The organism is Novosphingobium sp. (assembly GCF_040079535.1).
GTDB lineage: Bacteria > Pseudomonadota > Alphaproteobacteria > Sphingomonadales > Sphingomonadaceae > Novosphingobium.
In genome coordinates, this window is record NZ_JBEBKB010000006.1 from 83489 (window position 1) to 100075 (window position 16587).

A 16587-nucleotide genomic window follows, 5' to 3' on the forward strand; every position below is an offset into this window, starting at 1 on the left:
CAGGGCCGCAACAGATGAGCGTAAATCACGCAGTGCCAGGCGTCCATCAGGACAATCCGGGAAAGGCTGCCGCCGCGCCGTATTCCCCGCCAGAGCCGCTCGAGCGGCGGCGGTTGCAATCCTATCTGGCGCAGATGCTGGGCGATATTCTGGCCGTGTTCGCGGGCTTTTGCGCAGGAGGCTATCTCTATCTCGGGCAGGAAGGGCTATCCCAGGCGGCGGTTCTCGCCCAGTTGTTGCTGCCGGTCTACCTGACCCTGGCGCTATACAATGCGGCCTATTCGCTGGCCGGACTGCAATCGGCAGTGCGCGGGGTGCAGCGGGCCTTGCTCTCGCTGGCGATGGCGGTTGCGGTGGTGGTGTTCATCGCCTTTTACACCAAATCAAGCGCTGAATTCTCACGCGTGCTGTTTACGGGCGGCGCGATCTTTGGGGCGCTTGCGCTGGTCTGGCTCCGGTTCCAGATGGCGGCCTTTGTGGCCTGGCGCTGCGGCGCGCGCGTGACCAACGAACTGGTGATCGATGATGGCGGCCCGGTGCTGGAATTGCCGGGGGCATTCCACGTCGATGCCGGGGCAATGGAACTGATCCCGGCGCTGGACGATCCGGCTGCGCTCAACCGGATCGGTGCGGTTTTGCATGGGATCGACCGGGCCGTGGTATCTTGTCCGCCAGCGCGGCGCGCGGCCTGGGCGATGATCCTCAAAGGCGCCAATATCGATGGCGAAGTGCTGGATGACAGCGTGGCAGAGCTTGGCGCACATGGCGCACGAATAACGGCTGGGCACGGATTGCTGCGAGTCTCGATCGGGCCGCTTGGGCTGCGGGCGCGGGCCAGCAAACGCCTGTTCGATCTGATCCTGGCCGGCGGGGCATTGATCGTTCTATCGTCGGTGCTGCTGGTAACCTGTCTGGCCATCCTGCTGGAAGATGGCGCACCGATCCTGTTCGTTCAGCGCCGGGTTGGCCGCTCCAACCGCTTTATCCAGGTCTATAAATTCCGCTCTATGCGGGCCGCCCGGGCTGATCGGGCCGGCGATACTTCAACCCAGCGCGATGATGAACGGCTGACCCGGGTAGGACGGTTTATCCGCCGGACCAGCATTGATGAACTTCCGCAGCTGATCAATGTGATCGAGGGCAAGATGTCGCTGGTCGGCCCGCGCCCGCATGCGCTGGGATCGCAAGCTGGTGACAAGTTGTTCTGGGAGGTCGATCGCCGCTATTGGCTGCGCCATGCGCTCAAGCCCGGCCTCACCGGACTGGCGCAGGTTCGCGGCCTGCGCGGCGCGACTTTTGTTGAGCGCGATCTGGCGGATCGGTTGGGAGCCGATCTTGAATACCTGAACGGTTGGTCGCTGTGGCGCGATCTCAGGATCCTGATTGCCACTCTGGGAGTGCTGGTTCACGAGAAGGCGTTCTGATCCGGCTGACGCCGGTGCGGTCAGACGTCCGTCTGACCTTGCAACACCAGCCCGCTCCCCCGGCCCGGTGTTGCAGCCCAATCGCGGAGGCGATTGGCGCACCAATCAAAAAATTGGGAACTGGATGCCCCGCGAGGATTCGAACCTCGATTGACGGTGTCAGAGACCGTAGTCTTACCTTTAGACGACGGGGCAATAGCGCGGGGTCTCTAGGCGGGCGTCCGGTCCGCGTCAAGCCGGGCAATGCATCCACACTTGCCCCCGAACGCCGACCCGGCTACCGACAGGCCAGGTACCCGCCCCGCAGGGTGGGATAATGATAAGAGTGCAAGTGCCATGGCGGATGATCCACCGCCGGCGACGCGCGAGATGCAGGGTGTTGAAAGCAACGCGCCGGCTGGCAGCTCTGGCTCCAGTGCAGGCGCAGTGCAATCCACGCAGCGCTCACGCCGCTCCGGCGAGAGAACCCGAAGCGGGGAGCCGAACGGCAATCAGCCGGGCTGGTCGCCAGCCGTGCGCGAAGCACCCTATCACCGGCAGGCCTTTGCCGCGATTGATCTGGGCACCAACAATTGCCGCCTGCTGATCGCCCACCCGGCGGGGGGCAATTTCATGGTAATCGATGCGTTCAGCCGCGTGGTGCGGCTTGGCGAAGGTCTGGCGCAATCGGGCCGGCTTAGCGAAGCGGCGATGGATCGCGCGCTGGGTGCGCTCAGGATCTGCTCTGAAAAGCTCAAGCGGCGCAATGTCCACCTGGCCCGCTCGGTTGCGACCGAGGCATGCCGCAGAGCAGAAAATGGCACGGAATTTATTGATCGGGTGGCCCGCGAAACCGGCATCCTGCTGGATGTGATCAGCGCCAAGGAGGAAGCCCGGTTGGCGGTGATGGGCTGCCATCTGCTGCTTGAGGAAGGCGATGGTCCGGCGATGATTTTTGATATCGGCGGCGGCTCGACCGAGCTGGTGCTGGTGGAGAGCCGCGACGGACAGGTTCCCATGATCCATGATTGGCACAGCGTGCCCTGGGGGGTGGTCTCGCTGACCGAAAGCGTCCAGGCCGAACCTGATCAAGCGCTGGGCCGGGCCGAACGCTATGATGCGATGCGCCGCCTGGTGCGCGATAGTCTGGCCCCCTTTGCCCAACGGATCGCGGAGGAGGCCGGATCGCCGGTTCCGCTGCGCCTGCTGGGTACCAGCGGCACCGTGACCACACTCGCCAGCTTGCATCTTGAGCTTCCGCAGTATGATCGACGGGCCGTCGATGGGCTGATCGTTGCATCGCAGGACATGGCCGCGCTGTGCGAGCGGTTGGCCTTGATGACCCCATTGCAGCGGCGCGAGCAGCCCTGCATCGGGCGCGAGCGCGCCGATCTGGTGGTGGCCGGCTGCGCTATCTTGCAAACGATTATCGAGCTATGGCCGGCCGATCGTCTGGGCGTGGCCGATCGCGGTATTCGCGAAGGCATTCTGCGCAGCCTGATGGCAACCAGCGGTGCGGCTGAAAAGAGCCGCGCAGCCTTGCGTGCCGCCCGGCGAAGCCAGACATGAGAGGGGCCAGGATGGAGCGCTGTATGGCGAGCGCCGCGGCGCTGCCGCTGGCTGAAAGGCTGGGCGATGCGCGGCAAGGGTAAAGAGCCCGAGCGGCTTAGGAAATCAGGCAAGCGCACGGCCAGCTCGGCGCGCTGGCTATCGCGGCAATTGGCCGATCCCTATGTCCAGAAGGCCAAGGCCCAGGGCTGGCGCAGCCGCGCGGCGTTCAAGCTGATCGAAATCGATGAGAAGTTTGGCCTGCTCAAGGGCGCGCGGCGGGTGGTTGATCTGGGCATTGCGCCGGGCGGGTGGGCGCAGGTTGTGCGCAAGCAAAGCCCCAAATCGGCCGTGGTCGGAATTGATCTTCTGCCGACAGATCCGATCGAAGGCGTGACGATTTTCGAAATGGATTTCATGGCCGATGAAGCGCCGGCTGCGCTGACCGGCGCGCTTGATGGCCAACCCGATCTGGTGCTTTCGGATATGGCCGCCAACACCACCGGCCACAAGCAGACCGATCATTTGCGCACGATGGGGCTGGTCGAACTGGCCGCCCATTTCGCTATTCAGGAACTGGCACCGGGCGGGGCCTTCGTGGCCAAGGTTCTGGCCGGGGGAACCGATACCGAATTGCTGGCGCTGCTTAAACAGCACTTTTCAAGCGTCAAGCACGCCAAGCCGCCGGCAAGCCGCAAGGATTCGTCCGAATGGTACGTGATTGCGCAAGGCTTCAAGGGATAGCAGGTTTGGGGAAAGCAAAAGGGCGCAAGCCCCGCGGCTGCGCCCTTTGCATTCATCACGATGCTGGAAAGTCTATTTCGGCTTGGCCGCGGCGCTGGCATCCTCAGACGCTGCCGGAGCCGCTTCTTCCTTCTTTTCCGGCACGGCCGGCAGCGGCAGGTTTGAACCCTGGCTGTTCAGATAGACGATCACGTTGGCGCGTTCCTGCGGATCCGAAATCCCGGCAAAGCTCATTTTGGTGCCGGTTGCGAATGCGCTGGGGCTGGTCAGCCAGGCATTCATGCTGGCAAATTCCCATTTGCCGCCCTTGCCCTTGAGGCCATCGGAATAGGCAAAGCCGCCAGCGCCGATGCCCTTGCCGACAATCCCGAACAGGTTCGGGCCAATCCCGGCGGCACCGCCCTGGGTGGCGGTGTGGCAAGCTGCGCACTTCTTGAAGCTGGCCTCACCCTTGGCCAGATCGGCCTTGGCCAGATAGGCTTCGAGCGGTTCGGCTTCAACGCCGCCTTCGCCTTCTTCGATTACGCCATCAATTTTGTAGCCCATCTTCTCAGGCCGATGATGCTGGCCCGCGCCAAAATAGTGGCCCGAAATGCTGGACAATCCGAGTGCGACGATGCCTGCACCCAAGGTCCAGCCAGCGATGGTGTTGAAGCGGTCTGCCATTGTCTATGCCCCGTTGGGATTTGCGCTTTGCGCGTCGCTCTAGTCAGGCGAAAGCCCAAGCGCAAGGGGCATTGCGGTGCGCGGCATAGCACTCTAGCCCATAGTTCGAATTATCCACGCAGTAGCGGGAGAGAAGCGTGAGCTGGGAACGGGAAATCGAAGAATTGCGCACCCGCGAGGCTTTGGCCGAGCAAATGGGCGGGGCGGAAAAGGTGGCCCGGCAACATTCGCGCGGCAAGCTGGATGCCCGGGCGCGAATCGCCGGCCTGGTCGATGCCGGCTCGTTCCGCGAGATCGGCAAGATCGCGGGCAAGGGCAGCTATGACGGTGATGGCAACCTGCTGGGGCTGGCCGCATCAAACCTGATCTTTGGCCGGGCCAGTATCGAAGGCCGGCCGGTGGTGGCCAGCGCGGATGATTTCACCGTGCGCGGCGGGGCGGCTGATGCCGCGATCCGGCGCAAGTTCGAACAGGTTGAGGCGATGGCCCACACCCTTAAAATTCCGCTGATCCGGATGATTGATGGCACTGGCGGAGGCGGATCGGTCAAAACGCTGGAGGTGATCGGGGCAACCTATGTGCCCGCTGTGCCAGGCTGGAGCGATGTGATCCGCAATCTGGAAACGGTGCCGGTTGTTGCGCTTTCGCTAGGCCCCACGGCTGGCCTTGGTGCAGCGCGGGTGGTGGCCAGCCACTATTCGATCATGGTCAAGGGGCTCAGCCAGTTATTCGCCGCCGGGCCCGCAGTGGTTGAGGCGATTGGCGAGAAGAGCGACAAGGAAAGCCTGGGCGGCAGCGAGATCCACACCCGCAACGGCGTGGTGGATGAGGAGGTGGGCAGCGAAGCTGAGGCATTTGCCCGCGCCCGGCGGTTCTTGTCCTACCTGCCTTCCGCAGTCGGTCAATTTGCCGCCCGCACACCGTGCAACGATCCGGTGGATCGGCGCGAGGAAGCATTGATTTCAACCGTGCCGCGCAGCGCTGCCCAGGCCTATTCGATGCGGCTGGTGCTCGAAGCCGTGTTCGATAAAGGCTCGGTTTTCGAAATGGGCCGGATGTGGGGCCGCGCCGCGATCACCGCCTTTGCCCGGCTTGATGGCTGGCCGGTGGCGGTGCTGGCCAGCGACCCCAGCTTTTTGGGCGGATCGTGGGAAGCAAAGACCAGCGAAAAGGCAGAACGCTTTATCAAGCTGGCCGATCAGTTCCGCCTGCCTGTGGTCCACCTGGTTGATAATCCCGGCTTCATGATCGGCAATGCCGCCGAAATGGCCGGGACGATCCGTTACGGCGTCAATGCAATGAATGCGATCTACAAGGCGACAGTGCCGCTGTGCTGTGTGGTGGTGCGCAAGGCCTATGGCATCGCCGGATCGGCGATGAGCAACGCCGATGCTTTTCAATACCGCTATGCTTGGCCATCGGGCGATTGGGGCAGCCTGCCGATCGCGGGCGGGATCGAGGTGGCCTACAAGGCGGAAATCGAAGCAGCCGCCGATCCGCAGGCCCATCTTGCGGCGATCCGCGATCGGCTTAACAAAGTGCGCAGCCCGTTCCGCACAGCTGAGATCTTCGGGATCGAGGAGATCATCGATCCGCGCGATACCCGCCCGCTGCTGTGCGAATTTGCCGGGCTGGCGTGGCAGGGCTTGGGTGCGGCCTAGCCGGTGCCGCTTTTACGCAAGTGGATACGACTAGCCGCCAAGGTATTCGGTCAGATCCGCTTGTTCGGCCTTGTTCAGCCGCAGGCCCAGCTTGGTTCGGCGCCACAATACGTCTTCAGCGTGATGGGCCCATTCATGGGCACACAGATAATCGACTTCGGCCTTGGTCAACCCGGCGCCAAAATTGCGGCCCAGCGCCTGCCACCCTTGGGCATCGCCCAGCCATACGCGGGCCCGGGTGCCATAGGCGCGGCTGATCCGGTCTACATCGCCCTCACCCAGAAACCGATAGGCCGCGGCCAGATCGGCCTTCAGGGCTTCCAGCCCATCGATTGGAAAATCTCCGCCAGGCAGCGGCCGGGCGGTGGTCCACCGCTTGCCCGATAACGCAGGCAGGCGCGCCGCCAGCTTGTCTACCGCTTCTTCAGCCAGATGGCGGTAGGTTGTGATCTTGCCGCCATAAACACTTAGCAGCGGTGCGCCGCGCGCCGGATCGGAAAGTTCAAGACGATAGCCGCGGGTTGCCGCCTCGGGCTTGCCAGAACCATCGTCAATCAGCGGGCGCACCCCGGAATAGGTCCAGACCACGTCCGCCGGCGTAATAGTCTTGGCGAAATAACGGCTCGCCCCTTCGCACAGATAGGCGATCTCTTCAGCGTTGGCCGCGATCGGATCGCCGCTTTGCTGATCGCGGTCGGTGGTGCCGATCAGGGTAAAATCACGCTGATAAGGGATCGCAAAGAATATCCGCCCGTCGGGCAGCTGGAAGAAATAGGCATAGGGGTGGTCGAACAGCTTTGGCACCACGATGTGCGAACCTCGCACCAACCGCATTGCATAGTCTGGCTTGTCGCCCAGCAAGCCTTCAACCGACAGCACCTGTGGCCCGGCCGCATTGACCAGTGCGCTCGCCCGGAACGTGCGATCTGCGGTTTTCAGTTCCCAGCTATCCCCATCGCGGTGCGCGGCGGTAAGCCGGCTCTGGACCAGGATGGTGGCCCCGTGTTCGGCCGCGTCCAGCGCATTCAGCGCGACCAACCGGGCATCATCAACCCAGCCATCGGAATATTCAAACGCAGCCGCAAACCCACCTTTGAGCGGCGCCCCGGCTGGATGGCGGCGCAAATCCACCGTGCGGGTTGCGGCAAGCCGTTTGCGCCCGCCGATATGATCATAAAGGAACAGCCCCAGCCTGAGCAGCCAGCGTGGGCGCAGCCCTTCGACATGCGGCAGCACAAAGCGCAGCGGATGGATGATATGCGGGGCGATCTGCCACAGTGCCTCGCGCTCTTTCAGCGATTCGCGAACCAGGCCGAATTCGTAGTGCTCAAGATAGCGCAGGCCGCCGTGGATCAGCTTGGTTGACGCCGAACTGGTTCCCTGGGCCAGATCGCCGGCTTCCAGCAGCAACACTTTCGCGCCGCGTCCGGCTGCGTCCCGGGCAATCCCGGCCCCGTTCACACCGCCGCCGATGATGGCCAGGTCGTAAAGTTCGGTGGTGCTCATGTTGGCTGGCTACCTGGTGGATTGAGGCGGCGAAACAGCCGGCCGTTTTCGCTGAACAGAACCAAAACCAGCGCAATCAAGCCGCCGATCAGCAGGGCCACTGATATCGGCCGGGCTGATCCATCATAGGCCTGGCCGATTGCGATCCCCAGAACCGATGACAGGCTGGAGCGGACGAACATCTGGACTGATGCCGCAGCTCCGGCGGTACGTCCGAACGGCTGCAGCGCGATCGAAGTGAAATTGGCGCCCATAAAGGCAATCAGGCTCATCTGCGCGCCCATCAGCAGCACGAAATCCCACAGCGCCTCATGCCCGCTGAACGCGCGCCAGATTTGCAGGCAGGCAACCGCGATGAACGCGAACAGCGCGCTGTGCGAAACCCGCCGCGCGCCAAACCGCATCACGATCGATGCATTGGTCAGGTTTGCGATCGCCATCATCCCGGCCATCAGCGCAAAATACAGCGCAAACCGATCGCCCGCACCGAAATGCTCTGCAACCAGCTGCTGCGAGGAATTGAGATAGCCGAATAGCCCCGACCACAAAATCCCCCCACCAACGACATAGCCGATCGAGGCGCGGCTGGTTAGCGCCTGACCCATATTTCTGCCAATCGTGGCAATGTGGATGTCCTGGCGGTTGGCCGGTTCAAGCGTTTCTGGCAGCCGCAGCCAGACCCATGCCGCCACAATCATCGCCAGCACGGTGGTGCCGCCAAAGATCCAACGCCAGTCTGCCACCAGCAGGATCAGCTGGCCATAAGACGGCGCGATCATTGGCACCGCCATGAATACCAGCGTGATGGTTGAAAGCACCCGCGCCATCCGATCGCCCGAAAAGCGATCACGCACAATCGCGCTGGGCAGCACCGAAAGCCCGGCGCTGGTCAGCGCCTGAAGCCCGCGTGCGGCCAGCAAGGTTTCAAAATCACGGACCAGCGCACAGACCAGCGCGAGCGCCGCATAACAGCCCAGCGCGCCCAGCAGCACCGGGCGGCGGCCATACCGGTCAGCCAGCGCGCCAGGGATCAGTGCACCCAGCGCAGCAGCAACCAGATAAACCCCGATCACCAGCTGGCGGCGGTTGGGATCGCCCGCGTTCAGATCGGCCGCAATCTCGTCCAGCGCGGGCAGCATCGAATCGATCGAAAGCGCCACCAAGGCCATCAGCGTCGCCATCATGAACACGAATTCGCGTTCACCCAGCGGGCGAATATGGCGTTCAGTGCTTGGCAAGTCAGCAGACATGCGCCGCCCATGACCGGATTGGGCTTTTTAGGCCAGTGCATTTTCGTATTGGCCCGATGCGCGCTATCACCGGGGCCATGATCGAACCATCTACCCAAGCCGATGATCCCGGCGATGAGGCACAAGGCCTAAGGAAGGTGATCCATGTCGATATGGATGCGTTTTATGCCAGCGTGGAGCAGCGTGATGATCCGGCATTGCGCGGGCTGCCGGTCGCCGTGGGCGGCGATGGCCCGCGCGGAGTATTGACCACCTGTTCCTATGAAGCGCGCAAATTTGGCTGCCGCAGCGCGATGCCATCGATCACCGCCAAGCGGCTGTGTCCATCGCTGATTTTCCGCCCGCCGCGCTTTGCGGTTTACACCGACGTCTCGCGCCAGATCCGCGAGATATTTCGCGACTATACCCCGCATGTTGAACCGCTCAGTCTTGATGAGGCGTTTCTTGATGTGACCGAGGATAGCCAGGGGATTGGTTCGGCGATCCGGATTGCAGAGCTGATCCGCGCCCGGATCAAGGCCGAAACCGGGCTCAGCGCCAGTGCCGGCGTTTCGTACAACAAGTTTCTCGCCAAATTGGCCAGCGATCAGAACAAACCTGATGGGCTGTGTGTTATCCGGCCGGGTGAAGGGGCCGCATTCGTTGCCGCCCTGCCGGTCCGCCGGTTCTTTGGGATCGGCCCAAAGGGCACCGAAAAGATGGCCGCGCTGGGGATCGAGACCGGAGCCGATCTGGCCGGGCGCGATATCGATTTCCTGCGCAAGCATTTCGGCAGCCAGGCCGATTACCTTTACCGTGCGGCACGCGGGATCGATTTGCGTGCGGTCAAGGCCAACCGCGCCCGCAAATCGGTTGGGGCAGAGCGGACGCTGGGCAAGGATGTGTCCTCAGGTGCGGCACTGCGTGATGTTCTGGCCGGGATCATCGACATCATCTGGCGGCGGATCGAAAGCGCGGGCTCGCACGGACGAACCGTTACGCTCAAACTCAAACATGCCGATTTCAGCCAGTTGACCCGGGCCCGGTCACTGTCCCGGCCCGTGGCAGACAAGGCTGAATTCGCCGCGATCGGCCACGCGTTGTTGGCTGAAGTGCTACCGCTGGCCCAGCCGGTTCGGCTGGTTGGGCTAACCCTTTCGGCGCTGGATGAGGATGCCCAGCCGGCACCGGCCAGCGCAGCCAGCCAGGCCGAGTTGCCGTTCTAGGCGCTGCCCTCACAAAAGTGGGATATCCCAAAATGGGCCAACATGAACGCCAGCAAACAGCCGGCTCAGGCTGGCGAAAGCAAGAAATCCTATTACAAGGGGGTGTTGTCAGAGTGCGAGACTGCGACGCGTTCTTACAATCTGGACGGCGTAAAGGGGTGCTACCCGGACCGTCTAATATTTAGGGGAGTTCCAAGAATGAAAGCCAGCTTTTTACGCAAGGCAATTGCGCCGCTCTTCGCCCTTTCGGCGATCACCGTACCCACCGCAAGCCAAGCCGAATCAGGCCTGAATTATAACGATCTGGTTCATTGCGCCGCGTTCAACCAGGTGGTTGCAGGCGTGCTGGGTCTTGATGGCGGCGAGGTCAAGAACAAGGACCAGATCGACCAGTTCAACGGCTATTCGGTTTCGCTGATGGTTATTGCGGCGGTCAGTGCCGACAAGGATGCCAAACAAGTTGGCGCCGAAGTTTCGACCGAAAGCGACAAGATCATCGAAATCCTGGGCGATAGCGCCAAGAGCGATGGCTACATTGAAGAAAATATGAGCACCTGCGTCAACATGGGCAAGGCTGCTGTCGAAGTTGTCGAAGAGGCAACCAAGGACAAGTAAGCCAGCCGATTGCTGAACCGCAATTCAGGGCGGCCCGGAACCTTTGCGTTCCGGGCTGCTTTGCGTTTGGGGCTGGCACGGCGGCTTGGTCGCACCCCAGCGCCGCTCTGGCGCATCGCGCATTCCGCAGACTTGCCGCCAGGAAGCACCTGTCTGATTGGTGCAGCAGGAGGACCCTGCCGATGCACAGAGCAATGCCTTTTCTGGCCATTTTGGGCTTACTGGGGGGGTGTGCCGGCCAATCGCAACAAAGCCAGCAAACCGTTCGGGCCAAGCCTTTCGGCGACCCGGCCGAAGCGGTCTGGCATTTGCGGGTTGGGCTCAATGTTGCGGCATTGATGTGCAAAGGGCGCGGCCGAGTATCGGTCGCCTCAGACTATTCCCGGCTCCTTGGGCGGCATCGCGGCCTGCTGGCATCGGCCCATACTGCCGAACAGCGTCGTCATGGCGGCGGCTTTGAACACCATCAGACCAGGATCTACAACCGCTTCGCCAATCAGCGCGATCCGGCCGTGTTCTGCCGCAAAGCGGCTTCGGTCGCCAAACGGGCGGCGGCACTCGATTCTCCTGGTCTCGCGCATTCGGCGGCCAGGCTGCTGGGTGAAATCGACTAGGCCCAGGCCGGAACCTGCCGGATCAGCCGCTCGCAAAGCGTGATCCAGCACTTGTCCCCGCCGCGCGGGGCGATAGGGTGCGGGGCGACATTTTTTCAGACAATGGGGACTATTTGATATGACCGATCCACGCGCCATGGTGCAGACCATGATTTCACTCGCTTCGGCCTCGCTTGGGCTGGTCGCGGCGCTGGCCTGGAACGAGGCGATCAAGGCAACACTGGCATTATTGGGGATCAGCGATGATCTGGCCGGGCTTTATGCCTATGCGATCATGGCCACGCTGGTGGCGGTGGTGGTTTTGGCCACGCTGGGCCGGCTGGCGGCAAAGTTGGGCGGTGCAGCCGCGTTTGAGCGTGAGGCCGAGGGCTGATCTGCCGCCACTTGGGTAAGCTGCTGGAAGTGCTAGACTTGCCCCGAAGGAGCGAGTCGATGGGGCAAGACATCAACCGGCGGGACTTACTGGGATCGGCCAGCGCGGCGATGGCGGCGGCGCTGGCGGGCCCTTTGTCGCTACCGGGCCCGCTTGAACAGATCCTGCCAGCGCAGGTCAGCGCCCTCTTGCCAGACGAGGCGCGGGGCGCGGCAGAGCTGATTGCAGAGCTGCTAAGGCTTGAGGAAGAGGCCAAGGCACTGCGGCTTCCGGCCTCTGCTCTGGCGTTCGGCAGCGGCGGAATTCCCGGCGATACATCGCGGCTCTACGAACAGGTGATGCCGCGGCTGGTTGCGCTGATTGACCGTTCGCAAGCCAGAGTGCCGCAATTGGCGGACAAGGCGGCGGCGCTGCTGTTCCGGTTGCACCAGACCCAGTATGTCGCCCCCGATGGCTGGTTTCAGGGATCGTTGATGCCGGCTTTGCCAAGCGTTGATTTCCCGCAGACCGCCCGGCCACAGCGGATTGCCACGCCGCTTGATGGCGATCTGCCGGCCCAGCCAGTTTTGCCCGGTGTGGTTCTGGCTGCGCCTGTGGCCGAACCGGCGGTGCCAGATGTGCCCACAGTGCCCTTGCCGGGCATCAGCGCCAGTCACAGGTTTGATGATATTTCAGATGAATATGCCGCCTGGTTTGGCGCTGCCGAAATCCGGCCCAAACACCGCGAAAGCACCGATTGGCACCTGACGATGATGCGCCAGTCGCGCAGCCGCTATGCGGCGCTGGGCAAACAGGTTGGCGTGCCGTGGCAATTCATCGCTGCAATCCACGGGCTTGAGGCCAGTTTCAATTTCCGCGCGCATATGCACAACGGCGATTATCCGCTGCACCAGCGCACCAGGCAGGTGCCCGCTGGCCGGCCGCGCGCCTGGCTGCCGCCGTCAAGCTGGGAAGCCAGCGCGCTTGATGCCCTGCGCCTGCTGGGTTTCACCGGGCAAAGCGATTGGTCTGTGCCGCGGATGCTCCACCGGCTAGAGGCGTACAACGGGTTCGGCTATCGCCACTCCAAGCGCGCCTCGCCATACTTGTGGAGCTTTTCAACCTTGTATGAGCGCGGCAAATTTGTGGCCGACGGCCGTTATGATCCCAAAGCGCGATCGCAGCAGTGCGGGGCCGCCGTGATGCTCAAGCTGCTCGACCTTGCCGGAGAGCTTGACTAGGCTGCCCGGCGAACAGGAAACGGAAACTACCCATGCGTCATTCCATTTTGCTGGCCGGATCGCTGGCCTCGTTGCTCGCCCTTTCAGCTTCGCTTCCGGCCAAGCCGGCCCGCTCCCCTGAACAGATCGCGCTGGCCGCACTGGCGGCTGCGCCGGTGTGGGATGGGCACAACGATGTGCCTGAGCAGCTGCGTGATCGGCGCAGGAATGTGCTGGGGGATTTCGATTTCCGTGATACCACCGGCACCGCCGATCCTGCCAGCAATGTTGGCGCGATGCAGACCGATCTGATCCGGATGCGCCAGGGCAAGATCGGGGCACAGTTCTGGTCGGTCTATGTCTCGGCCAATCTACCAGAGCCGCAGGCTGTCCAGGCGACGCTTGAACAGATCGACGTGACCCGGCGACTGATTGCCCGCAGTGCTGGTGATCTGGTGCTGTGCATCGATTCGCGCTGTGTCGAGGCGGCCTGGAAAAGCGGCAAGATCGCTTCGTTGATCGGGATGGAAGGCGGCCATTCGATCGGCGGCAGTCTGGCCGTGCTGCGCCAGATGCATGCGCTGGGCGCGCGATACATGACCCTGACCCATTTCAAGAACAATGCCTGGGCCGATAGCGCCACCGATGCGCCGCTGCATGGCGGTCTGACGGCGCTGGGCAAGGATGTGGTGCGTGAAATGCAGCGGCTGGGGATGCTGGTCGATCTGGCTCACGTTAGTGAAAAGACCATGCTTGATGCCATGGCGATCAGCGGCGCGCCGGTGATTGTAAGCCATTCCAATGCCTTTGCGATCAACCATCATCCGCGCAACGTGCCTGATGCCGCGCTGGATGCGATAAAGCGCAATGGCGGGATCGTGATGGTCAACTTCTATCCGCCCTATGTGCTGGAAGCTGCCCGGCAATGGGGGGCCGAACGCGATGCTGCCGAAGCCCGGTCCAAGGCGCTTCATCGCGGCGATCCGGCCGGGGCCAAGGCGGCACTGGCCGATTGGGACAAGGCCCACCCGATGCCGCGCGGCACGATCGGCGATGTGGCCGATCACCTGGATTATATCGCCAGGCGGATCGGCGCGGATCACGTTGGGCTGGGCGGCGATCTTGATGGGATCGAAGTGACGATTGCCGGGATGGAAGATGCCTCTACCTATCCCGCGCTGTTCATCGAACTGGCGCGGCGCGGCTGGAGCCAGTCCGATCTTGAAAAGCTTGCCAGCCGCAACATGCTGCGGGTGCTGAAAGCGGCAGAGGCCTATGCCTTTGCCCATCGCGGCGACCCGCCGATTGAAAACGCGGTGAGTTTTTGATTGGAGACTGTTTCAGTCAAGCTGAAACAGAGCGCCCAGGGCCCACTTCTTCGTAAGCGGAATGAACCCTAATGCGCCTCGATCCGGCCCAGCATGCGGAAGAAGAAGGCGGTTGACCAACCCAGCAGAAACACCCCCAGAATGCTCTCGAATGCGCCCAGCAATCGCCACTGGGTCAGGATATGGGTATCGTTGTACCCCACGGTGGAATAGCTGATGGTTGAGAAATAGAGCGCGCCTTCAAGGCCGGAAACTGCCCCAAGCGCCCAATAGACCAGCGCGAAGGCCCAGATCTCAAAGCCATGGAGCATGAACATGGCCAGCACGATCAGCAGCGTGAACCCGGCCCCGCGCGGACTTAATGCGCGGATATGGCGCAGCCGCTCGATCGCTGCCTCGGTCCGCAAAACCCGGCTCAGGCTGAACAGGCCCAGCCCATGGATTGCCACGCATAGCAGCACCATTAGCGTTGAAACGGCAAATTGGGCGAACAGCTGGTTCATCGGTTCAACCCGCCGAACCGGCTGGTTCAAGCTTTACCTCGTATAGCCAGGGCCATTCCTTGCCGGTCAGGTAGAGCTTTCTGGTCCTGGCATCCCAGGCGATTCCATTGGCAACCTGACCATGCCCGAAAGCGCCGGAATCGCGGTGCAGATCGCCAAGATCGATAATGCCGATCACCTTGCCACTGGCGGGATCGATCCGCACCACATAGTCGGTCATCCAGATGTTGGCGAACAGCTGTCCTTCGATCCATTCCAGTTCGTTGATCTGGTTCAGCGGGCGGCCCCTGATCGTGACTTTGACCGAGCGGAGTACTGCGAACCTTTTGGGATCGATAAAGCGCAGTGTGTCGGTTCCGTCAGACATGACCAGTTCTTTGCCGGAACTGGTCAGCGCCCAGCCTTCGCCGCTGTAACGAAATGTGCCGATCTGCCGCAAGCTGCCTCGGCCCCAGCGGAAACCCAGCCCGCTTTGCCAGGTCAGCGATAGCACCTGTCCGTTCCACGGGGCGATCCCCTCGCCAAAATGGGGCGCAGGGATGGCTGCTGATTTCAGCACCTTGCCGCTGGCCAGATCGACCAGGCGGACCGAAGATCGGCCGACCATTCCGGTGCTTTCAAACAGCTGTCCGCGATCGATGAACAGCCCTTGCGTGAACGCCGCAGGATCATGGGGAAACCGCTTTACCAGCGCCGCCCGTTCCAGCGGGATCTCGGTAGGCGCAGCTGGCTGGGCGGCTAGCGGCGCCACCAACAGCGCCAAAAGCAAGGCCGCCAGCCGCCGCATCAATCGCGCAGCAGTTCGTTGATCGCGGTTTTGGTGCGGGTTTGGGCATCAACCTGCTTGATGATCACCGCGCAGGCCAGCGAAGGGCCGGGCGATCCATCGGGCAGGGCCTTGCCGGGCATCGCGCCGGGCACCACCACGCTGAACGGCGGGATGTGGCCGGTGATCACCTGGCCAGTATCGCGATAGACGATTTTGCTGGTGGCGGTGATGAACACCCCCATCGCGACCACGCAGCCTTCGCCAACCACCACGCCTTCAACAATCTCGCTGCGTGCGCCGATGAAGCAATTGTCACCGATGATCGTCGGATTGGCCTGCATCGGCTCCAACACGCCGCCGATCCCGGCTCCGGCCGAAATGTGGCAATTTCTGCCCACTTGCGCGCAGGAACCAACCGAGGCCCAGGTATCGATCATCGTTCCATCGCCAACGTTGGCGCCGATGTTCACAAAGCTGGGCATCAGCACCACGTTGCGACCGATATGTGCGCCGCGCCGCACGATTGCGCCGGGCACCGCGCGGATCCCCGCCGCGCGGAACCGATCAGCATCCCAGCCGGTAAATTTGAGCGGAACCTTGTCAAACGAAGGGGCCCCGGCCGATCCATAGTCCATTACGGCATTGTCATTCAGCCGAAAGCTTAGCAGCACGGCCTTCTTGAGCCATTGGTTGACCTGCCAGCCGCCCTGGCCATCGCTTTCCGCCACTCGGCCTTCGCCCGAATCGAGCAGTTCCAGCGCAGCATCAACCACAGCGCGGACATCGCGGCTTTCGGGTGTTACGCTGTCGCGCGCGTCCCAGGCGCTTTCGATTGCGGCGGCAAGCGTGGCGTTCATTTGCAAATCCCCAAATTCTTCGGTGACGCCGTTCGGCGATGTCCAGCGGCGATTATCCGGCCCTTGGCTCAGGGGCAAGCACGACCTTTTACCCCAAGCTGGCAGAAATATCTGGTTAAGCATTCGTGTGGCAAAGAGTAGCAACCATAGTTGGCCGGCATGCTGGGCCGGCTAAACGGCTGGAAGGCAGTGCAGATGTCGAAGTCGATCATACTGGAACCAAAGCTGCATATGCTGGCAGCTGCGCTTTCGTTTGTTCTGGTTGCAGGGTGCGGCGGGGGATCAGTCGGCTCCACACCGCCGCCCAGTCCCACGCCTGCTCCGACCCCTGCCCCCACTCCGACAC

The 16587-nt window shown here is 62.5% G+C and carries 16 protein-coding genes and 1 tRNA gene; 10 read left to right on the plus strand and 7 right to left on the minus strand.

The annotated features are described in order from the left end of the window. Positions 1 to 14 precede the first annotated feature (14 nt). The gene (locus ABL914_RS03660; RefSeq protein WP_391561798.1) at positions 15 to 1424 is read left to right on the plus strand and encodes a sugar transferase; all 1410 of its coding nucleotides are present in this window, start codon (positions 15 to 17) and stop codon (positions 1422 to 1424) included. A gap of 121 nt (positions 1425 to 1545) precedes the next feature. Here ABL914_RS03660 and ABL914_RS03665 read toward each other — a convergent pair. Then, positions 1546 to 1619 (minus strand) — tRNA-Gln (locus ABL914_RS03665). A gap of 318 nt (positions 1620 to 1937) precedes the next feature. On the opposite strand from ABL914_RS03665, the gene ABL914_RS03670 reads away from it, so the two are divergent. Then, positions 1938 to 2972 carry a Ppx/GppA phosphatase family protein gene (locus ABL914_RS03670; protein WP_391561799.1) on the plus strand — a complete coding sequence of 345 codons (1035 nt, stop codon included), beginning with the start codon at positions 1938 to 1940 and terminating at the stop codon, positions 2970 to 2972. A 66-nt stretch (positions 2973 to 3038) separates the two neighbouring features. After that, on the plus strand, positions 3039 to 3695 hold the full coding sequence (locus tag ABL914_RS03675; protein ID WP_391561800.1) for an RlmE family RNA methyltransferase: 657 nt from the start codon (positions 3039 to 3041) through the stop codon (positions 3693 to 3695). Positions 3696 to 3767: 72 nt separating this feature from the next. Here ABL914_RS03675 and ABL914_RS03680 read toward each other — a convergent pair whose 3' ends face one another. Continuing rightward, a complete protein-coding gene (locus ABL914_RS03680) occupies positions 3768 to 4361 on the minus strand; it encodes a c-type cytochrome (RefSeq protein WP_391561801.1) in 594 nt (197 codons plus the stop codon). A 137-nt stretch (positions 4362 to 4498) separates the two neighbouring features. On the opposite strand from ABL914_RS03680, the gene ABL914_RS03685 reads away from it, so the two are divergent. After that, positions 4499 to 6022: an acyl-CoA carboxylase subunit beta gene (locus ABL914_RS03685; protein ID WP_391561802.1), complete on the plus strand. Its 1524-nt coding sequence runs from the start codon at positions 4499 to 4501 to the stop codon at positions 6020 to 6022. 30 nt (positions 6023 to 6052) lie between these two features. On the opposite strand, the gene ABL914_RS03690 is transcribed toward ABL914_RS03685, so the two are convergent. Together ABL914_RS03690 and ABL914_RS03695 are read right to left on the minus strand one after the other, a co-directional pair. After that, entirely contained in the window at positions 6053 to 7528 is a 1476-nt protein-coding gene (locus ABL914_RS03690; RefSeq protein ID WP_391561803.1) for a glycerol-3-phosphate dehydrogenase, read from the minus strand. Further along, a complete protein-coding gene (locus ABL914_RS03695; protein WP_391561804.1) occupies positions 7525 to 8778 on the minus strand; it encodes a multidrug effflux MFS transporter in 1254 nt (417 codons plus the stop codon). Before ABL914_RS03695 ends, ABL914_RS03690 begins: the two co-directional genes overlap by 4 nt. Before the next feature lie 56 nt (positions 8779 to 8834). Here ABL914_RS03695 and dinB point away from each other — a divergent pair, with 56 nt between their 5' ends. The 6 genes from dinB (at position 8835) to ABL914_RS03725 (ending at position 14112) form a co-directional block, all read left to right on the plus strand. Continuing rightward, on the plus strand, positions 8835 to 9983 hold the full coding sequence (dinB, locus tag ABL914_RS03700; RefSeq protein ID WP_391561805.1) for a DNA polymerase IV: 1149 nt from the start codon (positions 8835 to 8837) through the stop codon (positions 9981 to 9983). Positions 9984 to 10181: 198 nt separating this feature from the next. After that, a complete protein-coding gene (locus ABL914_RS03705) occupies positions 10182 to 10598 on the plus strand; it encodes a hypothetical protein (RefSeq protein WP_391561806.1) in 417 nt (138 codons plus the stop codon). Between the two features lie 338 nt (positions 10599 to 10936). Continuing rightward, positions 10937 to 11212, plus strand: a complete 276-nt coding sequence (locus ABL914_RS03710) for a hypothetical protein (RefSeq protein ID WP_391561807.1) — start codon at positions 10937 to 10939, stop codon at positions 11210 to 11212. Positions 11213 to 11330: 118 nt separating this feature from the next. Beyond that, complete coding sequence (locus ABL914_RS03715) at positions 11331 to 11585, plus strand: DUF5654 family protein (protein WP_391561808.1); 255 nt, start codon at positions 11331 to 11333, stop codon at positions 11583 to 11585. 59 nt (positions 11586 to 11644) lie between these two features. Next, positions 11645 to 12805, plus strand: coding sequence for a hypothetical protein (locus ABL914_RS03720; protein WP_391561809.1), 1161 nt, complete (start codon positions 11645 to 11647; stop codon positions 12803 to 12805). A gap of 32 nt (positions 12806 to 12837) precedes the next feature. Next, the gene (locus ABL914_RS03725; RefSeq protein ID WP_391561810.1) at positions 12838 to 14112 is read left to right on the plus strand and encodes a dipeptidase; all 1275 of its coding nucleotides are present in this window, start codon (positions 12838 to 12840) and stop codon (positions 14110 to 14112) included. Between the two features lie 68 nt (positions 14113 to 14180). Here the strand turns inward: ABL914_RS03725 and ABL914_RS03730 are convergent, their stop codons facing one another. Genes ABL914_RS03730 through dapD form a run of 3 tightly spaced genes read right to left on the minus strand, consistent with a single transcriptional unit; the run spans position 14181 to position 16241 of the window. Continuing rightward, complete coding sequence (locus tag ABL914_RS03730; protein WP_391561811.1) at positions 14181 to 14615, minus strand: ion channel; 435 nt, start codon at positions 14613 to 14615, stop codon at positions 14181 to 14183. A gap of 4 nt (positions 14616 to 14619) precedes the next feature. Next, entirely contained in the window at positions 14620 to 15366 is a 747-nt protein-coding gene (locus ABL914_RS03735) for a glutaminyl-peptide cyclotransferase (RefSeq protein WP_391561812.1), read from the minus strand. A 35-nt stretch (positions 15367 to 15401) separates the two neighbouring features. Next, the gene (gene dapD / locus ABL914_RS03740) at positions 15402 to 16241 is read right to left on the minus strand and encodes a 2,3,4,5-tetrahydropyridine-2,6-dicarboxylate N-succinyltransferase (protein WP_391561813.1); all 840 of its coding nucleotides are present in this window, start codon (positions 16239 to 16241) and stop codon (positions 15402 to 15404) included. Between the last annotated feature and the right edge of the window lie 346 nt (positions 16242 to 16587).